This is a genomic window from Pseudomonas sp. ArH3a (assembly GCF_022648765.1).
Taxonomy (GTDB): domain Bacteria; phylum Pseudomonadota; class Gammaproteobacteria; order Pseudomonadales; family Pseudomonadaceae; genus Aquipseudomonas.
On sequence record NZ_CP080330.1, the window covers coordinates 2,311,716 to 2,331,113 of the forward strand.

A 19,398-nucleotide genomic window follows, 5' to 3' on the forward strand; every position below is an offset into this window, starting at 1 on the left:
CATGACGTCCGCACTGTTTATTCCGGAGTTGGGCCAGTTGGCGATGATCCTCGCCCTGTGCTTTGCCGTCGTCCAGGCCATCGTGCCGTTGCTCGGCGCCTGGCGCGGCGACCGCCTGTGGATGAGCCTGGCGCAGCCGGCCGCCTGGGGCCAGTTTGCCTTTCTGCTGTTCGCGTTTGGTTGCCTGACCTACGCCTTCATGACCGACGACTTTTCCGTCGCCTATGTCGCCAACAACTCCAACAGCGCGCTGCCTTGGTACTACAAGTTCAGCGCCGTGTGGGGCGCCCACGAAGGTTCGTTGCTGCTGTGGGCCTTGATCCTCGGCGGTTGGACCTTCGCTGTGTCGGTGTTCTCGCGCCAACTGCCGCAAGTCATGCTGGCGCGGGTGCTGGCGGTGATGGGCATGATCAGCATCGGCTTCCTGTTGTTCCTGATCATGACCTCCAACCCGTTCAGCCGCATGCTGCCGCAGATCCCGGTGGACGGGCATGACCTCAACCCGCTGCTGCAAGACATCGGCCTGATCGTGCACCCGCCGATGCTCTACATGGGTTACGTCGGTTTCTCGGTAGCCTTCGCCTTCGCCATCGCCGCCTTGCTCGGCGGGCGCCTCGATGCGGCCTGGGCGCGCTGGTCGCGGCCGTGGACCATTGTGGCCTGGGCGTTCCTCGGTATCGGCATCACCTTGGGCTCGTGGTGGGCCTATTACGAACTCGGCTGGGGCGGCTGGTGGTTCTGGGACCCCGTGGAAAACGCCTCGTTCATGCCATGGCTGGTAGGCACCGCGCTGATTCACTCGCTGGCGGTTACCGAAAAACGCGGCGTGTTCAAAAGCTGGACGGTGCTGCTGGCGATTGCCGCATTTTCCCTCAGCCTGCTCGGCACGTTCCTGGTGCGGTCGGGTGTGTTGACCTCGGTGCACGCGTTTGCTTCCGACCCTGCGCGCGGCGTATTCATCCTGATCTTCCTGCTGTTTGTAGTCGGCGGCTCACTCACCTTGTTCGCCCTGCGTGCGCCGGTGGTCAAGAGCCAGGTCGGCTTTAACCTGTGGTCGCGGGAAACCTTGCTGCTGGGCAACAACCTGGTGCTGGTGGTGGCCGCGTCGATGATCCTGCTTGGCACCTTGTACCCGCTGGCGCTGGATGCGTTGAGCGGCGCCAAGCTGTCCGTGGGCCCACCGTACTTCAACGCTTTGTTTATCCCGTTGATGGGCCTGTTGATGGTGGTGATGGCGGTCGGCATGCTGGTGCGCTGGAAAGACACCCCGGTGAAATGGCTGGTGGGCATGTTGATGCCGGTGCTACTCGGCAGTGTGGCCTTGGCGGTGATCGCAGGCTTTGCCTACGGTGACTTCAATTGGGCAGTGCTTGCCACCTTCCTGCTCGCCGCTTGGGTATTGCTGGCCGGCGTGCGCGATATCGCCGACAAGACCCGCCACAAAGGCCTGATCAAAGGCCTGCCAACCCTGACCCGCAGCTACTGGGGCATGCAGATCGCCCACATCGGCATCGCCGTGTGCGCCTTGGGCGTGGTGCTCTCCAGCCAGAACAGTGCCGAACGTGACCTGCGCCTGGCGCCGGGTGAGTCCATGGACTTGGCCGGTTACCACTTCATTTTTGAAGGCGCCAAGCACTTCGAAGGGCCGAACTTCACGTCGGACAAAGGCACTGTGCGTGTCGTGCGCAAGGGTAAGGAAGTGGCCGTGCTGCACCCGGAAAAACGCCTGTACACCGTACAAAACTCAATGATGACCGAGGCCGGCATCGACGCCGGTTTCACCCGCGACCTCTATGTGGCGCTGGGCGAACCGCTGGGCGACGGTGCCTGGGCCGTGCGCGTGCATGTGAAACCGTTCGTGCGCTGGATCTGGTTCGGCGGTTTGCTCACCGGGTTTGGGGGCTTGCTGGCCGCGCTGGACCGGCGTTATCGGGTCAAGGTCAAGAGCCGGGTGCGTGAAGCCCTCGGTCTGCAAGGAGCGGCGGCATGAAGCGTTGGTTGATGGTGTTACCGCTGGCGGCCTTTCTGGTGATGGCGGTGTTCCTGTATCGCGGCTTGTACCTGGACCCGGCCGAGCTGCCTTCGGCGATGATCGGCAAGCCGTTCCCGGCGTTCAGCCTGAAGACGGTGCAGGGCGACAAGACCCTGACCCAGGCCGACCTGCTGGGCAAACCGGCGCTGGTCAACGTGTGGGCGACCTGGTGCATCTCGTGCCGGGTCGAGCACCCGGTGCTGAACAAGCTGGCCGAGAAGGGTGTGGTGATCTACGGCATCAACTACAAGGACGACAATGCGGCGGCCTTGAAGTGGCTGGCGGAGTTTCATAACCCGTACCTGCTGGATATTCGCGATGAAGATGGCAACCTTGGTCTGAACCTTGGCGTGTACGGCGCCCCGGAAACCTTCTTTATCGATGCCAAAGGCGTGATCCGTGACAAGTACGTCGGCGTGATCGACGAAGTGGTGTGGCGCGAGCAACTCGCCGCCAAGTACCAGGCGCTGGTCGATGAGGCCAAGCCATGAAGCGCCTGTCAGCCGCTGCTGTTCTCGCACTCGGATTGGCCGGCGTGGCCCACGCCGCCATCGACACCTACGAATTCGCCAAGGACGGTGACCGTGAGCGTTTTCGCGAACTGACCAAGGAACTGCGCTGCCCCAAGTGCCAGAACCAGGACATCGCCGACTCCAACGCGCCCATCGCCGCCGACCTGCGCAAAGAGATCTTTCGCATGCTGGGGGAGGGCAAGGACAACCAGCAGATCATCGACTTCATGGTCGACCGCTACGGCGATTTTGTGCGCTACAAACCGGCGCTCACCGGCAAGACCGCGCTGCTCTGGTTCGGCCCCGCCGGGCTGTTGCTGGCCGGCGTGGTGGTCATGGCTGTGATCGTGCGCCGTCGCCGCGCCGCACCTACTGATGGTTCCGACGCGCTCTCTCCTGAAGAGCGCAAACGCCTCGACCAATTGCTGGACACCAAGACTGATGATTGATTTTTGGCTCGCCGCAGGGTTGCTGCTCCTGATTGCCCTGAGTTTCCTGTTGATCCCTGTATTGCGCGGCCGCCGTGCCCAGCGAGAAGAGGATCGCACCGCGCTGAACGTGGCGCTCTACCAAGAACGCGTGGCCGAGTTGCAAGTGCAGCAGGACGAAGGCGTGCTCAATGCCGTGCAACTCGACACCGGCCGCGCCGAGGCTGCCCGCGAATTGCTGGCCGACACCGAAGGTGTGGAAAAGCCCCGCGAATCGCGCCTGGGCAAACCGCTGCCGTTTTTGGCGGCTTTTCTAGTGCCGGTCCTGGGCATTGCGCTGTACCTGCATTACGGGGCGAGCGACAAGGTCGCACTGACCCGCGAATTCGCCCAGCCGCCGGTGTCCATGCAAGACATGACCCAGCGCCTGGAACGTGCCGCCGCTGCTCAGCCGGATTCGCCGGAAGGCTTGTACTTCCTCGGTCGCGCCTACATGGCTCAGGACCGTTCGGCCGATGCGGCGAAAGTCTTCGAACGCACCGTGGCCCTGGCCGGTCGCCAGCCGGAATTGCTCGGCCAGTGGGCGCAGGCGCAGTACTTTGCCGACAACAAGCAGTGGTCGCCCAAGGTGCAGGCGCTGACCGATGAAGCCTTGAAGCTCGATCCGAAGGAAGTCACCAGCCTTGGCCTGCTGGGTATCGCCGCCTTTGAAGGCCAGCGTTATCAGGAAGCCATCGACTACTGGAACCGCCTGCTGGCGCAGTTGCCACCGCAAGACAACTCCCGTGTCGCGCTGCAAGGCGGGATTGATCGCGCGGCCGAGAAGCTCAAGGACAGCGGCGGCACCGTGGCGCAAAAAACCGTGATGAAAGTGCGTGTCGACTTGTCCGCCGAGGTCAAGGCCAAAGCCCTGCCAACCGACAGCGTGTTTATCTTCGCCCGTGCGGTCAGCGGCCCGCCAGCGCCGTTGGCGGCCAAGCGCGTCACCGTCGCCGAACTGCCGGTCACCGTCGAACTGGGCGATGCGGACGCAATGATGCCGCAGTTGAAACTGTCGAACTTCGCCGAAGTCCAACTGGTTGCGCGCATATCCCGGGCAGGTGTTCCAACCGCTGGCGAGTGGATCGGCCGCAGCCAACCCTTGGCCAGCAGCACCACTGCCACGCAGCAGCTGACCATCGACCGTCCGGATAAGTAATTCGAGGAAACGCCTATGACCGCTCTTGCACGCATCACCTTGCTCAGCCTGGTACTCGGCTTGAGCGCTTGTGCGGTCCATCGGCCACCTGGGGCACCCACCGGCCCGACCATCCCACCGTCGGGCCCCTCGACCCAGCCGAGCACCCAACCTTCCGGCCCGGTAACCCCGCCGCCGAAACCGGTGCCGAGCAAATCGCCAACCTTTGCCCCGCCACCGGGCGCCGCCAGCCACTGGGACGGCAAGATGCAGGTGTATGTGCTGGAAGAACAGCCCGACACCTTCTACCGCCAGCGCACCTACTACCGCTGGAGCAACGGCTGGAGCCGCTCCATCAGCCCGAATGGGCCATGGGAAGAGACGGATGTGCACGGCGTGCCGCCGGGGTTGAGCAAGCAGTACGCGCAATGACAAAAGGCGACCTTCGGGTCGCCTTTTTCATATCCTTGAAATACACCCCTTCAAACACTGAAGATCAAATGTGGGAGCGGGCTTGCTCGCGAAAGCGGAGTGTCAGCCTAAGATGCGGTGACTGACCTGCCGCCTTCGCGAGCAAGCCCGCTCCCACAGGGGATCTCTTCACGGCCCGGTTTTTTCGCAAGCGTTGACATGCATTCGCGCCAACAACAAAGCCCAAGTGTGGGAGCCGGGCTTGCCCGCGATGGCGGCCTATCAGCCAGACATTTATTGCCTGACCCACTGAAGTGCGCCCCAGAAGTTGGACACCCGTCCAACTCCTGAGGCTTTTCATGAGCAAATACACGACGCAGTTCAAGCTTTCCGCCATTACCACTTTCCTTGAACAGGGCCGAGGCTTTCGCCGCATAGCCGCTCAATTTCAAATGGATCCCACCTTGCTTCGTCGTTGGGTGGAGGCTTACCGATTACATGGCGAAGCCTGTCTAAGCAGAACCGGCGAACGCTACAGTCCCTTGTTCAAGTTTTCAGTGCTGCAACGCATGTGGCGCGACTCCTTATCTTTGCGCCGCGCAGCGGCGCTCTTCAACCTGGGTAACTCAAGCCAGGTGGGCAGATGGCAACAGCAGTATTACAGTGGCGGTATTGAAGCCCTGGAGTCAGGGAAAAAAGGATCGATTACCGCTATGCCCAAGCCGCCTTCTAAACCGCGTAAAACTACCACCCCACTCACCGACGCACAGCTTGCACACAAGGCATTACTCGATGAACTGCAGTATTTGCGCATGGAGAACGCCTACCTAAAAAAGCTTGGAGAGTTGGGCGAGGCGGTGATGAGGCGAGAGAGAGAAGCGAAGAAAAAGCCCGATTAGTCACTGAGCTCAAACAAGCTTTCCCCTTGAGTGATTTGCTCAAGCTGGTAGGTCTTGCGCGAAGTACGTACTACTACCAACTCAAGGCGATGGGCGTTGCGGACCGGTTTATCTCGATCAAAGCCTCTATCCAGACTATCCAAGACGAGAATGAGGGCCGCCTTGGTTACCGTCGGATGACTTTAGAGCTACGTAAGCAAACGCCGTTGATCAACGGTAAAACGGTACGACGGCTGATGGGAGAGTTAGGCCTGAAATGCACAGTGCGACCGAAAAAATACAAATCGTATAAAGGGCCAATGGGAGAGGTATCGCCCAATATCCTGGCTCGTCAGTTCGAAGCTGAGCAACCAAATCAGAAATGGGTAACCGATGTCACCGAGTTCAAAGTGGCCGGCAAAAAGCTGTATCTGTCCCCAGTACTGGACTTGTACAACGGAGAGATTGTGGCCTATAAGACCGCCGTCCGCCCCCAATACGCCTTGGTAGGCGACATGCTGGAGCTTGCCCTTGAGCGCTTGCCCGAAGGCGCCAAACCCATGCTGCACTCGGATCAGGGCTGGCACTATCGACACTCAAAGTATCGGGAAAAACTGGAAAAAGCTGGGTTGGAACAGAGCATGTCTCGCAAAGGGAACTGCTATGACAACGCCACAATGGAAAGCTTTTTCGGTACCCTGAAGTCGGAGTTTTACTATCGGGAAAGCTTCGACAGCGTTGCTCAGCTGCAGGCCGGGCTGGATAAGTACATCCATTACTACAACCATAAGCGAATCAAAACGAAGCTTGGCGGACTGAGCCCTGTGGCTTACAGAACCCGGTCCGCGGTAGCCTAACCATTAGCTGTCCAACTTTTGGGGCGCACTTCACACCGCCATCGCAGGCAAGCCAGCTCCCACAGGAGATCGCCTCAGCCATCAGGCCACGGGACACTCCCGATTCAGCGCTTGATCCACCAACAACTGCGCAATCTCAAGCATCTGCACCACCGCCAGCACTTGCTTGCGGCCTGAGCCATCCAAGTGCTCGGCGCAGTCGTAGGCGCACACAGTCGCGGACTCCAGCATCTCGCTGGCATTGCTCAAGGCAACTTCGGTACTGAGGCCGGGGCGGACGGTGAAGATGAGGTCGGGTGGGGTTTGTGGGGTGTCATCCGAGGGGGATGGCGGAGGGTTAGGCGTGACTTTTTTCATGGTGAAGCTCCTATGAATGAGCACCTCCATCTCGCTACCACACGATGTAAGGAGGCGACTGTACACGGGGTGGTAGACCGGTCATAGAAACCCGGCAGGCCGAAGCCTCCCGTGCACAGCCGCCACAAAGCAGCCCGCACAAAAAAACGCCCTTAAGCGTTTTGGGATCTATGAAGGAACCGGGCTACCACACCCGTTCGCTGATTTTGCAGCGACCCGCGAAGGTTAGCGGCGAGGTTGACCGGACGCAACCCGAAATCTGTGTAGGGCAGGTCCTAATGACAACACGGCATCAAAAAGGGTGAGCCGTACGCAGATTGGTCGACCGGGGAATGGGAAACCCGGCAGGGCTTGGCCCTCCTGCGTACGGCTCGGTTCACATAATGCAGAGCGGTTAAATGACTGGCCGTAGGGAAAGTCTTGTTCAGCTTTCGTCAGCACCAAGCCTCTCGATCAGCGTGGTTAGCGCGGCCTTGAAAATCGGATGCCATTCATGGGTGAGTTCGCTGCTCAAGGGATGCCAGAAGAATCGAAACTCATGGCCTCCATCATCTTCTGCAAAATCGAACCCGGTATCTGGAAGGTCTATCGAGACCTGGCATTGGTGAAAAGCCCAGGTTTGGCGGGTGAGCTCGCAATGCCAGGTTCCCAAGTCGCCTATAACTTTGCCGGTTATTCCAGCTTCTTCCTGCAATTCTCGAATAGCGGCGGTGTTTGTTGTTTCGCCAGGCTCTACGCTGCCTTTGACCAGCTGGAAACCGGCCTGGGGGTGTTCGAATGCCAGTATTTCTAAAGACTGTCTGGTTCGAAGGACTACGGGGCACGCTTTGACGATGATCATTGGGTTTTGTCTTCCACGTTTTTGCGCCCATCAGAAAATCACAGGGCCACTGAATACCTTAAGGCAAGCTCGCTCGCCACAGGGTTGAGTCAGGCAGCCTCCCATCCTTTCACAAAACCTTCATCAGCCCGCCCCCCGCCAGCTATGACGACGCGACGTTGGCCCACGTTGAAGAGTCGGCGCGCTACGGCATGATCATCGCCGAATTCCCCACTACGCTTGAAGCGGCGAAGGGCTGCCAGGCGCTGAACATGAAAGTCTTGATGGGCGCGCCTAACGTGGTGCGCGGTGGGGCGCACTCGGGTAATGTGGCCGCCGTCGGCCTGGCCCGCGCGGTCAAGATGATCAGCCTGGCGCCCGCACACGCGGCGGGCCTGACGGACCGTGGTGAAATTGCTATTGGCCTGCGCGCCGACCTCGTCCAAGCCAGGCGCCGCGAAGGGCTGCCCGTAGTGCAACACGTATGGCGACAAGCGAAGAGGGTGTTTTGATGGCAGGCAGGTTGATCTATCTCATCGGGCCATCGGGTTCGGGCAAGGACAGCCTGCTGGATGCCGCGCGCCCGCGTCTGGCCGAACGCGGTTGCCGCATTGTGCGCCGCGTGATCACCCGCTCGGCGGAGGCTGTGGGCGAGGCGGCCCAGGGGGTGAGCGCGCAGCAGTTTGCCGCGATGGACGCTGAGGGTGCGTTTGCCCTCAGTTGGCACGCCAATGGGTTGTCCTATGGCATTCCCGCGCAAATTGATGACTGGCTGGCGGCGGGGGACGACGTGTTGGTCAACGGCTCCCGTGCGCACCTGGCGCAGACCCGCGAGCGCTATCCTGCGGTGCTGGTGTTGCTGCTGACGGTTGATCAAACCGTGTTGCGTCAGCGTTTGATCGCGCGCGGGCGTGAGTCCCTGGCGGAAATAGAGGAGCGCCTGGCGCGCAATGCGCGGTTCACCGCTGACCTGATCGCCGGCAACGGTTCGGGGTTGTTTGTGCTGGATAATTCCGGCCCGCTTGAACACACCGTCGAGCGTTTGCTGTGTTGCCTGGACCCTGGGCACTCGGCATGCGCCTGACCCTGCTCGGCACCGGCGACGCGCGGCAAGTGCCGGTGTAGGGCTGTGAGTGCATCGCTTGCGCCATGGCGTGCAGCGATGAGCGCCTGCGCCGTCGGCCGTGCAGCGCAAGCCTGTGGAGGTACTGGTGCCAGACTGCTCCATGCCGCCGCAGCCGCAAGCACCGCGTAATCACAATGACCCATGTGGGGCATACGCTGGATAAGTGGTTGCTGGAACACCGTCGGGAACTGCACAAATCTGTGAGTGTAGGTTGGAATGGGCGGGTGATCTGAGTGCAATCCTACTTGGGCGGTTAATTAAAAGGCAGAAGATTGACCACAGCCTGTAGGCGTTGCTTTTATTCAGTGCCGGATAGGGATAGCGGGTCTGAGGTATTTTTTCCTGCGGTGTTTGAATAAGTTTCTTAATGTGCGCAACTCAATATTTGACGATATTGAGTTGGTTTTTCTGAGTGCGTTATATCACGTATTTATTATGGTGTTTGGCGTGATGGCTGCGAAGCGACGCATAAACGTTATGCGCATTTCTTGCAGGTGTGTTTACTCGTTTGCATTGTGAAAAGAATGGCGCTGGCGAGGGCCTTTTCAATGTGGGACTTTTATCGAGCTGGCAACGGAATAGTCAGGTTCGGTAAACACTGTAGGGATGGATAATTCTCAATACTCAGAGTATTCATTGCCATGATTCCTTCCGTAAGACCCCAGTCCAGTACGCATGCCACTCTCTCGTCCGGAGGGCAGGCGCGTGAGTTTTATAATGGTTTTTCTTCCTTGAGCAGTAATAAGACGTCGTTTACCACCGACCAGGCGGCAAAACACATCACGCGCGCAAACTTCAAGTTTCATGATCGAAATGGCGACAATAAGATTGTGGTGGGTTTTAATTTTTCGGGCGCCTTTAGTGCTGCTCAAAAAGAGCGAGCCAGGCAGGCATTGCAGTCTTATGCAGATGTCGCCAATATTTCCTTTGTCGAAAACGCTAGCCATAGTGATGGTTTCATCACGATCAGGGGCGTGCCGGGTTCAATGTCGGGTGTCGCAACGCTACCCAATCAATACCAATCTCGAGTAACGGCTAATATCGGCACAGGCGGTGCTCAAGATAATCCGCAAATGGGCAGCCAATTTTTGTCCTTGTTGGTGCATGAGTTGGGGCACACCCTAGGGCTGGAACACCCCGGACGTTACGACGGCGGTGGCACTTACGAGCGCAATGCCGATTATGCACAGGACACCAAGGCCCGCAGCGTCATGAGCTATTGGTCGGAACGTAAACAACCGGGGCATGCCTTTAACGAAGTGGAACCCTGCGCCGCTATGATTGACGATATTGCAGCCATCCAACGCTTGTACGGGGCCAATACGCGGACCCGTAATACCGACACCGTTTATGGGTTCAACTCCAACACCGGTCGTGAGGTCTACAGCCTCAAGAGCGCCCGCGACAGGCCGGTGTTCAGTGTTTGGGATGGCGGTGGCAATGACACTCTGGATTTTTCGGGCTTTACCGGCAAACAAAACATCAGCCTCAAGGCCGAGACATTTTCGGACGTTGGGGGATTGCGCGGGAATGTGTCGATTGCCAAGGGCGTCACCGTGGAAAATGCCATTGGCGGTTCCGGCAGCGATACGTTAACGGGGAACGAGCAGAGCAACCGTTTAAAAGGCGGCGGCGGCGCAGACACGCTACACGGCGGTGGCGGGGCCGACACGTTCGTCTATGACCGCGTCAGTGATTCAACGCCGCAGAACCCGGACATCATCAAGGACTTCACCAGCGGTATCGACAAGATCGATGTCGCCGGCGTACTTCGTGAGGCGGGCCTCAAGTCGTTGAACTTCGCTGATCGGTTCAGCGGCCGTGCAGGCGACGCAGTGATCACCCATGACTCGACTACCGGGCGTTCGACGCTGGCCGTGGACACCAAGGGCAGCGGTACGGCTGATATGTTGATTACCAGTCATGGTCAAATTAAACCGTCGGATGTGACCTGGAGCGCTCAGGTGCCGACGGTCACGCCGACGGTGGACGTGATTCCCGGCCCGGTTCCTGAACCAACGCCTGCACCAACCCCAACCCCAGAGCCCGCTCCAGAGCCTATTCCAGCCCCCACGCCCACTCCGAAGCCCCGGCTTAGCGGGCAGTTCGCCGAAAAGCTGTTTACGTTGTTAAGGACATTCATGGACAAGGCTTTTTCGATATTCAAGTAAGTGCAGAGCCCATTCGATCAAGCCTTGGTCAGCGCGGGGCAGGCCGGCGCTTCGAGACCAAACCGGCTCGCCAGCGCCTTGCGGCCCTTGGGCGTCAAACCGAGCGCCCGACTATCCAGGTCCTGGGTGACCCAATGGTGGCCAATAGCATTTTGTAGAAACGCTGCTCCCAACGCGCCGGCCAAATGCGGACGGCGCACGCTCCAGTCCAGGCACGCGCACGCAAAATGCCGTCGTTGCGTGCGCAGTGTTGCCACATCAATCCCCAGTTCTATCAGCGCTGTTTCACCGGGCGCGGTGAGCTGGTAAGTCCCCTCGCCAATCAGCCAGCCGGACGCGATGAAATGGTCATGCAGCTGCACCGCCAGCGTGCCGGCCATGTGGTCGTAGCAGGTGCGTGCGAACTGCAGGCGGGTGGGCGTGGTCGGGACGAAGGCCTTGCGGGTATTGCGGCTGATCACCATCAAACCCTCGATGGCCTGGGCCACATGGGGGCCGGCCAGGCGGTAGTAGCGATGGCGTCCGTGGGTGTGCAGCTTGAGCAGGCCATCGTCCTTGAGCCTGGCCAGGTGGGCGCTGGCGGTGGAGGCGCTCACCCCGGCAATCGCGGCCAGCTCGGTGCTGGTGCGCGCATGGCCATCCATCAGCGAGCAGAGCATTTTCGTGCGCGCAGGCTCGGCGATCGCCCCCGCCACTTGTGAAAGCGCCGTGTCATCGTCATGGGCGTTCATATTTCGTTCTTGAGCGAATCATTGCCGTGAGAGAGGGCAGATAGTAACGCTTCTTTTGCGAACAGGACGTACCGAATGACACCGCTGCAAGCCGCTACCCATGCTGACCCTTATGCGTATTACGCAGCCCTGAGACGCAACGATGAGCTGTTGTTCGATGCTGACCTTGGACTGTGGATCGCCAGTAGCGCCAAGGCCGTCGAAGCCGTGCTGACGCATCCCGACTGTCGGGTACGCCCGTCACACGAGCCCGTGCCTGCGGCTATCGCAAACGGTGCGGCGGGGCAGGTCTTCGCCAGGTTGATGCGTATGAACGAGGGGGTGGCCCACCAATGCCCGAGGGCCGCGGTCGAGCCTGCGCTGGCCAGGTTGGATGCGCTGCACATTGCAGGAGTGGTGAGGCAACTCAGCGCTTGCATGCATAGCCTGGATGATTGGATGTTTACCTTGCCCGTCTCGGTAGTCGCGTATCTGCTGGGTGTGCCCGGCGAACGGTTAAGCACGGTCGCCGGTTTGACACGGGATTTTGTCGCCTGCCTCTCGCCGCTGAGCCGCGAAGCTCAATTGCGTGATGCCGATGCCGCCGCTGCACATTTGGGGCAGATGTTCAGTGGTGTACTTGAGCAGACAGGGTTGCTTAAGCCGCTTCTCGACGGCGATTGGGGTAACCCCGACGCACTGACTCCCAACTTGATTGGGTTACTGTCCCAAACGTGCGAAGCGAGTGCCGGCCTGATTGGCAATACGCTGGTGACACTTGTTCGGCGGCCCGACCTGCTTGAGCACATCCAGCGAGTGCCGGCCTTGGTGACAGCGCTGGTGGAAGAGGTGGCCCGCTATGATTCGCCGGTACAGAACACCCGGCGATTTGTGGCCGGCCGCTGCTCGATTGGCAAGCGTAGCTTAGGCAAGGGCGACACCGTTCTGGTGTTGCTGGCTGCTGCGAATCGGGACCCCGAAGCGAACCCCGATCCGGACAATTTTCTGCTTCAGCGACCCCTTCGGCGGTTGTTCAGTTTTGGCGTTGGCAGGCATCAATGCCCAGGCCAAAAGCTCGCGTTGGCCATCGCATCACAAGCGCTGCGGGAATTACTGCGTCAGCCGAGTGTATGGGCCAATGCTTGCCAGTACGGTTACTGGCCGTCGCTGAATGGGCGTATCCCGCGGTTTCAAAGTGGGGTGTAAACCCATAACCCGTTCATAAAAACTGTGGCTTAACGGTTGTGCGGGAACGCAGTGTTTAAGTGGCTGTGTAATTGTAGAATTTTATGTGCGTTGTTGCCTTGGTTAATCAATAACTGTGGTCGTATGATGGGGTTCAGGTGTTTTAATGTTTGAACATGAAATACTATCGGGTTGGCGTTAGATAGTTATCTGTGGGAGTTTGTGGTCGCCGTTAACTGGGGTTGCTGCCATTGCGACCCTTGTTGGCTGATTATAAAGTTTTCCAAAGGGTGTTTTATGAGAGTCGCTAATTCGCTTGTTAATCAATCTGTACGCAGCAATGAACTTCCTACGTTAAATGCTCCTGCTGTCTCACGCGTTACGTCTGTTTCCGGTGGCGTCACTCAAAAAGCCTCTTACAGTACAGACGATGCGGCCAAGCAGATCCTGCGAGGCGGCTATCGGCATTACGATCGCAATGGCGACGGCAAAATTGAGCTTTCTTTTACGTTGGGTGAGCAGTTTTCAACGCAACAAAAAGTGTCTATTCGCCAAGCACTGCAGGCCTGGCAGGATGTGGCCAATATTGTATTCAAAGAAGGCTCAACCGACAGCGACGGTTCAATAACGATCAACGCCGACCCTAATACCAGTGGCGGGAGGGCGCAGTTACCTAATGGGTATTACGGTGACGTGGCGGCCACTATCGGAACGCAGGGGGCTGCCGAATCCCCCAATAATGGCGATTATTTTTTATTAGCCGCCATTCATGAAGTGGGGCATGCGCTGGGCCTTGGTCATCCAGGCGATTATGGTAAAACCGTGCTCAGCTATGCTGATGCCGTCTACAAGCAAGACACCAGAGCCCACAACGTCATGAGTTATTGGGACGCGAACAATCAACCGGAGCATGACTTCAAGCACCTGCAACCCTCAGTGCCACTGAAAGATGATATAGCGGCCATACAGAAACTCTACGGTGCCAACCCCGACACTCGTAATACCGACACCGTTTACGGTTTCAACTCCACGACTGGCCGTGACCACTTGAGTCTTAAGTCGGCGAACGACACGGCTATATTTTCTGTCTGGGATGGCGGTGGCAATGACACGCTGGATTTTTCCGGTTTTTCCCAGGATCAGATCATCAATCTGCACGCTGAGTCGTATTCCAGTGTTGGCGGCTTGAAGGGCAATGTTTCCATTGCCAAGGGCGTTGTCCTGGAAAACGCTATCGGCGGTTCAGGCGACGACGATATCTATGGCAACGACGTTGGCAACAGGCTCCGTGGTGGGGGCGGTGCAGACAGGTTGATAGGCGGCGGTGGCGCGGATGTTTTTGTTTACGACAGGGCGAGTGACTCTACGCTCAGCAGGCCAGACGAAATTCTGGATTTCACCAGCGGGACGGACAAAATTGATCTTTGCGGTCTATTGAAAAACGCCCCGACCAAGCACTTCAATGTGGTTAAGCAGTTTACCGGGCGCCCCGGCGAGATCGTCCTGAGCCACGATCCGCGCAGCGGGAACGCCAGCTTGAGCCTTGACCTGACGGGCCAGGGCAAGGCGGATTTCTTTATCAAGAGTGTCGGGCGCATTCAGGCCAGTGACATTGTCACGGGCGGGGAGCCCGCGCCTGGGGCTACCACGCTTAAACCAACCCCCAAGCCTGGCCTCAACCCCGACGATACTGTCTATGGGTTCAACGCCAACACCGGCGATAGCTCCACCAGCCTCCACGCCGGCAGCGGTGCACCGAGCTTTCTGGTAGAGGATACCGGCGGCAATGACACCCTGGACTTTTCCGGCTTCAAGCAAGACCAGCGCATCGACTTGCGCCATAACGCCTCCTCCAGCGTGGGCGGCTTGCGCAACAACGTCGCAATAGCCAAAGGCGTCATGGTGGAGAATGCGGTCGGCGGCTCAGGCAGAGACCGAATCGTAGGCAACGCCGTGAGCAACGTCATCACTGGCGGTGGCGGCGGTGATGAACTCTGGGGCGTGGGCGGTAAAAACACGTTCAAATATGACAAGGTCACTGACTCAAGCGGTTACGATCCTGATCGCATCATGGATTTCGCCAGTGGCGAAGACACGATTGACCTGACGGCACTGGCCGCAGAGTTGGGAACCCCTTTGCGCCTCGTCGACGCCTACACGGGGCGTATTGGCGATACCGTCGTCAAACACGACCGACACAGCGGCCGTTCCATTGTGGGAATAGACCTGTTGGGGCGGCGTCAGTCGGACTTCCTGATTAAAAGCGCGCGTTTGATCAGGCCGCAGGATGTGCTCGGTCTGACTTCTCGTCAGCGCTGAAAAGCGACACGGCAAAGCGCTGACAGCGCTTAGGCGTTGATCAGCGCCTGCACATACTCGACCCACGACGACGTCGCCCTGGAATAAATTCAGCGGGTTTCCAATATTCCGTAATACAGCCGTCAATCCGACCTGGGCATTATCACGCCCACGAAGATTACGCGGGGATGGGCTGGGGCATGTTGGAGTTGGACATCTCGCCTTATCTGGGCAAGACCGAGAAGGTCAATGTGACCTTGCCCGGTTATGTCATTCAGCGCATCGACCGTGACGTGCGTGAACACAAGGTCAAAAGCCGCTCGTCATTTCTGGCAGGTGCGGCTTTGGAGAAGTTGGTGCGCTCCTAAGCGCAATCAGGCGGTCGCGACCGACACCTGGCGCGACGCACTCAGGAACCGCAACAACGCCAGCAGCGGGAACGCACTGCCCACTAGCATCACGCCCAGCCAGCCGCCGTGTTCATACACGCTGCTGGCAATCGCCGAACCGAAGGCGCCGCCGATGAAGATGCTGGTCATGTACAGCGCGTTCAGGCGGCTGCGGCTGTTAGCGTCGAGGGCGTAGACGGCGCGTTGGCCCAGGACCATGTTCATCTGCACGCAGAAGTCCAGGACCACGCCGGTCACCGCCAGGCCAATCACGCTGTACAGCGGGTGTACGAAGGCCGGCAGGAAGCTCAAGGCGCCAAACAACATGGCCAGCAGCGAGGCGCGATGCGTGTGGCCGGCATCGGCCAGGCGGCCGGCGATGGGCGCGGCGATGGCGCCGATGGCACCCACCAGGGCGAAGATCGCGATCTGGGTTTGGCTCAGGCCATGGTTACGTACCAACTCCAGCGGGGCGGCGGTCCAGAACAGGCTGAAGGTGGCAAACATGCAGCCTTGGTAGAACGCGCGTTGGCGCAGCACCGGTTGCTCGCGCAGCAGGGTGCCGAGGGAGCGCAGCAACTGGCCGTAGCTGGCGCTGTGGTCGGGCTGGCGCTTGGGGATGGTCATCAACAGCACCACGCTGATAAACGCCATCAACGCGGCGGCGGCCATGAACATCGTGCGCCAGCCGAAGTGATCGGCCACCACACTGGACACCGGCCGTGCCAGCAAAATACCCAGCAACAGTCCGCCCATGATGCTGCCGACCACACGGCCACGGGATTCGGCAGGCGCTAGGTGCGCGGCCAGCGGGATCAGAATTTGCACCGAGACGGAACGGAATCCGATCAGCAACGACACAAGAAGGAACAAATTCGGCTGCTCGGTGAACGCAGCACCCAGTAGGCTGGCGATGGCCAGCACCGTTGTGGCGATCATCAGCTTGCGGTTTTCCAACAGATCGCCCAGCGGCACCAGGAAGAACAGGCCCAGGGCATAGCCGATTTGCGTGAGGGACACGATCAGGCTGGCCATCGCGGGAGTCAGGCCGATGTCCGGCGCGATCAACTCGATGATCGGTTGGGCGTAGTAGATGTTGGCAACAATGGCGCCGCAACAGAACGCAAACAGCATCACCATCCCGCGGGTCATGGTGCTCGTAGCGTGTGGGGTAGCGTTCATGGTGTTCTCGTAAAAGCGAAGGAAGATGGCGTGCGAGAATAAAGACAAGACCTGGCAGCGAGTAGGCCGTTGACGGTGATAACACTCATGCCCGGAATTAATGACTGAAACGTTAACTTTCGGGTCGAAGGGCAATGATACATTCAGTCACAACTGCCGAAACAGGAAATCCACTTTCATGAAAATCACGCTGAACAAGATGATCCTGGCTTCAACCCTCGCCGCGGCCATGGCCATTGGGCTGGCGAACGCCGCCGATGCCCCGCGCGTTGGTGTACGTGGCGCCATCACGGCGATGGACGGCGATGCGATGCACGTCAAGGTCAACAGCGGTGAGGACGTCATCGTGCACCTGACCAAAGACACCCAAGTGCGTGCCGTGACCCTGGCCAAGATCGATGAAATCAAGCCCGGCAGCTACATTGGCTCCGCCGCCATGCCCAACGCCGATGGCACCCTCACGGCCCTGGAAGTCCACGTGTTTCCACCGGCCATGGCCGGCACGGGCGACGGGCACCGCGCGTTTGACTTGAAAGAAGGCAGCAGCATGACCAACGGCACCGTCGGCGACTTGGTGGTCAGCAACGGGCGCACCTTGACCGTGAAATACAAAGGCGGCGAACAGAAGATTGTGGTGCCCGATGATGTGCCGATCGTCAACCTGGAGCCAGGGGATCGCAGCTTGCTCAAACCGGGGGTGAAGGTGGTGATGTTTGCGGCGCAGGGCGCGGATGGGACCATCACCGCACAGGCCATCTCAGCCGGCAAAGACGGCGTGACACCGCCGATGTAACTGACCCAATGATGAGCAAAATGTGGGGGCTGGCTTGCCTGCGATAGCATCACCTAGGTATGCCTGACACACCAAGGTGCCTGCATCGCAGGCAAGCCAGCTCCCACATTCAGTTATTGGCCGCTGTAGATCTGGTCAAAAACCCCACCATCATTGAAGTGGGTTTTCTGCACGGTGCGCCAGTCGCCAAAGGTCTTCTCGACCGACAGGAAGTCGACTTTCGGGAAGCGGTCGGTGTACTTGGCCAGCACCTTTGGGTCACGTGGGCGCAGGTAGTTGTTGGCGGCGATTTCCTGGCCTTGCGGCGACCACAGGTATTTCAGGTAGTCTTCGGCGGCGACGCGGGTGCCTTTCTTCTCGACCACTTTGTCGACTACCGATACCGGCGGCTCAGCTTCGGCGGAGACGCTTGGGTAGATCACTTCGAACTGATCACGGCCGAATTCACGCGCGATCATTTCCGCTTCGTTTTCAAAGGTCACCAGCACGTCGCCAATCTGGTTGGTCATGAACGTGGTGGTGGCTGCACGGCCGCCGGTATCCAGCACAGGCGCCTGCTTGAACAGCTTGCCGACAAAGGCCTTGGCCTTGTCTTCATCGCCGCCGTTCTTCAGCACATAACCCCAGGCCGACAGGTAGGTGTAGCGGCCGTTACCCGAAGTTTTCGGGTTCGGCACGATCACCTGCACACCCTCTTTGAGCAGGTCTGGCCAGTCTTTCAGGGCTTTGGGGTTGCCTTTGCGCACGATAAACACGGTGGCGGAGGTGAACGGCGCGCTGTTGTTCGGCAGCCGGGTCACCCAGTTGTCCGGCACCAGTTTGCCGTTGTCGACCAGGGCGTTGATGTCGGTGGCCATGTTCATGGTGATCACGTCAGCCGGCAGGCCGTCGATCACCGAGCGCGCTTGTTTGCTGGAACCGCCGAAGGACATCTGCAAGGTCAGCTTGTCGTCCGGATGCTCGGCTTCCCAGTGCTTCTGGAAGGCAGCGTTGTAATCCTTGTAGAAGTCGCGCATCACGTCATAGGAGACGTTGAGCAGTGTGACGGGGGCAGCCTGGACGGCGCCCGCCAGGGCAAGGCCGGCGGCCAGAAGAGAGGCGCTAACGAGTTTTTTCACTGCTCATTCCTTGTTGTTCGAGAAGCTTGTCGATTGAGTGGGGGCAATTTGCCACCGACTATAGCCGCGCCCGCATAGACGTTTAAAGATTAAAACGAACTTTGCTTATTCCACTTTACGAAACAGATTGCTGCCACAGCGCGAGCAAAACGCCGCGTTGGGTTCATGGCTGTCTTTTTTGCACACCGGGCAGTCGTGTTGCAACTGCTCCCCGCGCATGGCGCTGGCCAATTCGGCGGTAAAAATCCCGGTGGGCACGGCGATGATCGAGTAACCGGTGATCATCACCAGCGACGAGATCACCTGGCCTAATGGCGTCTTCGGCACGATGTCGCCAAAGCCCACGGTGGTCAGGGTCACAATCGCCCAATAGATGCCCTTGGGAATGCTGGTAAACCCATGTTCCGGGCCTTCGATCACGTACATCAAGGTGCCGAACACCGTGACCAGGGTGCACACGCTCACCAGGAACACCACGATCTTTTGTTTGCTGCCGCGCAGCGCCGCCATCAGGTAGTTGGCCTGCTTGAGGTACGGGCTGAGCTTGAGCACGCGGAAGATCCGCAGCATCCGAATGATGCGGATGATCAGCAGGTACTGCGCGTCGCTGTAATACAGCGCGAGAATGCCGGGCACGATGGCGAGCAAATCCACCAGCCCATAAAAACTGAAGGCGTAGCGCAACGGCTTGGGCGAGCAATACAGGCGCAAGCCGTACTCGATGGCGAAGATCACCGTGAAGCCCCACTCGATATAGGCCAGCAGATTCGCGTAGTTCTGGTGAACCTGGTCGATGCTGTCGAGCATCACGATCACAATGCTGGCGAGGATGATCAGCAACAAAATGCCGTCAAAGCGGCGCCCGGCCGCTGTATCGCTTTGGAAAACCATGACGTAGAGGCGCTGACGCCAGTCGTTGTTACTGTCCATAAAACCCGCCTAAATCGAATATCG

The 19,398-nt window shown here is 59.0% G+C and carries 16 protein-coding genes and 4 pseudogenes; 14 read left to right on the forward strand and 6 right to left on the reverse strand.

Going from position 1 to position 19,398, the window contains the following annotated elements; all coding sequences use genetic code 11:
- Position 1 precedes the first annotated feature (1 nt).
- The 6 genes and pseudogenes from K0P33_RS10560 to K0P33_RS10585 all read left to right on the forward strand — a co-directional run bounded on the left by K0P33_RS10560 (position 2) and on the right by K0P33_RS10585 (position 6,295).
- On the forward strand, positions 2–1,990 hold the full coding sequence (locus K0P33_RS10560; protein ID WP_094951888.1) for a heme lyase CcmF/NrfE family subunit: 1,989 nt from the start codon (positions 2–4) through the stop codon (positions 1,988–1,990).
- Positions 1,987–2,523: a DsbE family thiol:disulfide interchange protein gene (locus tag K0P33_RS10565; protein WP_094951889.1), complete on the forward strand. Its 537-nt coding sequence runs from the start codon at positions 1,987–1,989 to the stop codon at positions 2,521–2,523. The genes K0P33_RS10560 and K0P33_RS10565 overlap by 4 nt, the downstream gene beginning before the upstream one ends.
- Positions 2,520–2,993: a cytochrome c-type biogenesis protein gene (locus tag K0P33_RS10570; protein ID WP_242155160.1), complete on the forward strand. Its 474-nt coding sequence runs from the start codon at positions 2,520–2,522 to the stop codon at positions 2,991–2,993. Before K0P33_RS10565 ends, K0P33_RS10570 begins: the two co-directional genes overlap by 4 nt.
- Positions 2,986–4,170: a c-type cytochrome biogenesis protein CcmI gene (gene ccmI, locus K0P33_RS10575; protein ID WP_094951890.1), complete on the forward strand. Its 1,185-nt coding sequence runs from the start codon at positions 2,986–2,988 to the stop codon at positions 4,168–4,170. Before K0P33_RS10570 ends, ccmI begins: the two co-directional genes overlap by 8 nt.
- A 15-nt stretch (positions 4,171–4,185) precedes the next feature.
- Entirely contained in the window at positions 4,186–4,581 is a 396-nt protein-coding gene (locus tag K0P33_RS10580; protein ID WP_094951891.1) for a hypothetical protein, read from the forward strand.
- A gap of 338 nt (positions 4,582–4,919) precedes the next feature.
- Positions 4,920–6,295: pseudogene (locus K0P33_RS10585) on the forward strand (IS3 family transposase).
- Between the two features lie 81 nt (positions 6,296–6,376).
- Here the strand turns inward: K0P33_RS10585 and K0P33_RS10590 are convergent.
- Positions 6,377–6,652: a DUF6124 family protein gene (locus K0P33_RS10590; RefSeq protein WP_242155162.1), complete on the reverse strand. Its 276-nt coding sequence runs from the start codon at positions 6,650–6,652 to the stop codon at positions 6,377–6,379.
- 424 nt (positions 6,653–7,076) lie between these two features.
- Complete coding sequence (locus K0P33_RS10595; RefSeq protein ID WP_094950745.1) at positions 7,077–7,493, reverse strand: NUDIX domain-containing protein; 417 nt, start codon at positions 7,491–7,493, stop codon at positions 7,077–7,079.
- 137 nt (positions 7,494–7,630) lie between these two features.
- Here K0P33_RS10595 and K0P33_RS10600 point away from each other — a divergent pair.
- The 4 genes and pseudogenes from K0P33_RS10600 to K0P33_RS10615 all read left to right on the forward strand — a co-directional run.
- Positions 7,631–7,984: pseudogene (locus K0P33_RS10600) on the forward strand (alpha-D-ribose 1-methylphosphonate 5-triphosphate diphosphatase); the annotation flags it as partial.
- On the forward strand, positions 7,984–8,556 hold the full coding sequence (phnN, locus tag K0P33_RS10605) for a phosphonate metabolism protein/1,5-bisphosphokinase (PRPP-forming) PhnN (protein WP_094950744.1): 573 nt from the start codon (positions 7,984–7,986) through the stop codon (positions 8,554–8,556). The pseudogene K0P33_RS10600 and the gene phnN, both read left to right, overlap by 1 nt.
- Positions 8,547–8,672, forward strand: a pseudogene (locus K0P33_RS10610) (phosphonate metabolism protein PhnP); the annotation flags it as partial. The gene phnN and the pseudogene K0P33_RS10610, both read left to right, overlap by 10 nt.
- Positions 8,673–9,329: 657 nt before the next feature.
- The gene (locus K0P33_RS10615) at positions 9,330–10,769 is read left to right on the forward strand and encodes a M10 family metallopeptidase C-terminal domain-containing protein (RefSeq protein WP_347341851.1); all 1,440 of its coding nucleotides are present in this window, start codon (positions 9,330–9,332) and stop codon (positions 10,767–10,769) included.
- A gap of 17 nt (positions 10,770–10,786) precedes the next feature.
- Here the strand turns inward: K0P33_RS10615 and K0P33_RS10620 are convergent, their stop codons facing one another.
- Positions 10,787–11,500, reverse strand: a complete 714-nt coding sequence (locus K0P33_RS10620; RefSeq protein ID WP_242155164.1) for a helix-turn-helix transcriptional regulator — start codon at positions 11,498–11,500, stop codon at positions 10,787–10,789.
- 75 nt (positions 11,501–11,575) lie between these two features.
- On the opposite strand from K0P33_RS10620, the gene K0P33_RS10625 reads away from it, so the two are divergent.
- From K0P33_RS10625 to K0P33_RS10635, 3 genes and pseudogenes are all read left to right on the forward strand, one after another.
- Complete coding sequence (locus K0P33_RS10625) at positions 11,576–12,685, forward strand: cytochrome P450 (protein ID WP_242155165.1); 1,110 nt, start codon at positions 11,576–11,578, stop codon at positions 12,683–12,685.
- 276 nt (positions 12,686–12,961) lie between these two features.
- Positions 12,962–14,983: a M10 family metallopeptidase C-terminal domain-containing protein gene (locus tag K0P33_RS10630; RefSeq protein ID WP_242155166.1), complete on the forward strand. Its 2,022-nt coding sequence runs from the start codon at positions 12,962–12,964 to the stop codon at positions 14,981–14,983.
- Between the two features lie 146 nt (positions 14,984–15,129).
- A pseudogene (locus K0P33_RS10635) lies at positions 15,130–15,330 on the forward strand (type II toxin-antitoxin system HicB family antitoxin); the annotation flags it as partial.
- A 6-nt stretch (positions 15,331–15,336) separates the two neighbouring features.
- Here the strand turns inward: K0P33_RS10635 and K0P33_RS10640 are convergent.
- On the reverse strand, positions 15,337–16,533 hold the full coding sequence (locus K0P33_RS10640; RefSeq protein WP_242155168.1) for an MFS transporter: 1,197 nt from the start codon (positions 16,531–16,533) through the stop codon (positions 15,337–15,339).
- A gap of 178 nt (positions 16,534–16,711) precedes the next feature.
- Here K0P33_RS10640 and K0P33_RS10645 point away from each other — a divergent pair, with 178 nt between their 5' ends.
- Entirely contained in the window at positions 16,712–17,326 is a 615-nt protein-coding gene (locus K0P33_RS10645) for a DUF5666 domain-containing protein (RefSeq protein ID WP_094950738.1), read from the forward strand.
- 113 nt (positions 17,327–17,439) lie between these two features.
- On the opposite strand, the gene K0P33_RS10650 is transcribed toward K0P33_RS10645, so the two are convergent.
- Both K0P33_RS10650 and K0P33_RS10655 read right to left on the reverse strand, forming a co-directional pair.
- Positions 17,440–18,444, reverse strand: coding sequence for a sulfate ABC transporter substrate-binding protein (locus K0P33_RS10650; protein WP_242155170.1), 1,005 nt, complete (start codon positions 18,442–18,444; stop codon positions 17,440–17,442).
- Between the two features lie 105 nt (positions 18,445–18,549).
- Positions 18,550–19,374, reverse strand: a complete 825-nt coding sequence (locus tag K0P33_RS10655; RefSeq protein WP_094950736.1) for an ion transporter — start codon at positions 19,372–19,374, stop codon at positions 18,550–18,552.
- Between the last annotated feature and the right edge of the window lie 24 nt (positions 19,375–19,398).

Bases quoted from the DNA above. Each gene is read 5' to 3' on its own strand.
- K0P33_RS10560 (WP_094951888.1), top strand. From the start codon at position 2: ATGACGTCCGCACTGTTTATTCCGGAGTTGGGCCAGTTGGCGATGATC.
- K0P33_RS10565 (WP_094951889.1), top strand. From the start codon at position 1,987: ATGAAGCGTTGGTTGATGGTGTTACCGCTGGCGGCCTTTCTGGTGATG.
- K0P33_RS10570 (WP_242155160.1), top strand. From the start codon at position 2,520: ATGAAGCGCCTGTCAGCCGCTGCTGTTCTCGCACTCGGATTGGCCGGC.
- ccmI (WP_094951890.1), top strand. From the start codon at position 2,986: ATGATTGATTTTTGGCTCGCCGCAGGGTTGCTGCTCCTGATTGCCCTG.
- K0P33_RS10580 (WP_094951891.1), top strand. From the start codon at position 4,186: ATGACCGCTCTTGCACGCATCACCTTGCTCAGCCTGGTACTCGGCTTG.
- K0P33_RS10590 (WP_242155162.1), bottom strand. From the start codon at position 6,652: ATGAAAAAAGTCACGCCTAACCCTCCGCCATCCCCCTCGGATGACACC.
- K0P33_RS10595 (WP_094950745.1), bottom strand. From the start codon at position 7,493: ATGATCATCGTCAAAGCGTGCCCCGTAGTCCTTCGAACCAGACAGTCT.
- phnN (WP_094950744.1), top strand. From the start codon at position 7,984: ATGGCAGGCAGGTTGATCTATCTCATCGGGCCATCGGGTTCGGGCAAG.
- K0P33_RS10620 (WP_242155164.1), bottom strand. From the start codon at position 11,500: ATGAACGCCCATGACGATGACACGGCGCTTTCACAAGTGGCGGGGGCG.
- K0P33_RS10625 (WP_242155165.1), top strand. From the start codon at position 11,576: ATGACACCGCTGCAAGCCGCTACCCATGCTGACCCTTATGCGTATTAC.
- K0P33_RS10630 (WP_242155166.1), top strand. From the start codon at position 12,962: ATGAGAGTCGCTAATTCGCTTGTTAATCAATCTGTACGCAGCAATGAA.
- K0P33_RS10640 (WP_242155168.1), bottom strand. From the start codon at position 16,533: ATGAACGCTACCCCACACGCTACGAGCACCATGACCCGCGGGATGGTG.
- K0P33_RS10645 (WP_094950738.1), top strand. From the start codon at position 16,712: ATGAAAATCACGCTGAACAAGATGATCCTGGCTTCAACCCTCGCCGCG.
- K0P33_RS10655 (WP_094950736.1), bottom strand. From the start codon at position 19,374: ATGGACAGTAACAACGACTGGCGTCAGCGCCTCTACGTCATGGTTTTC.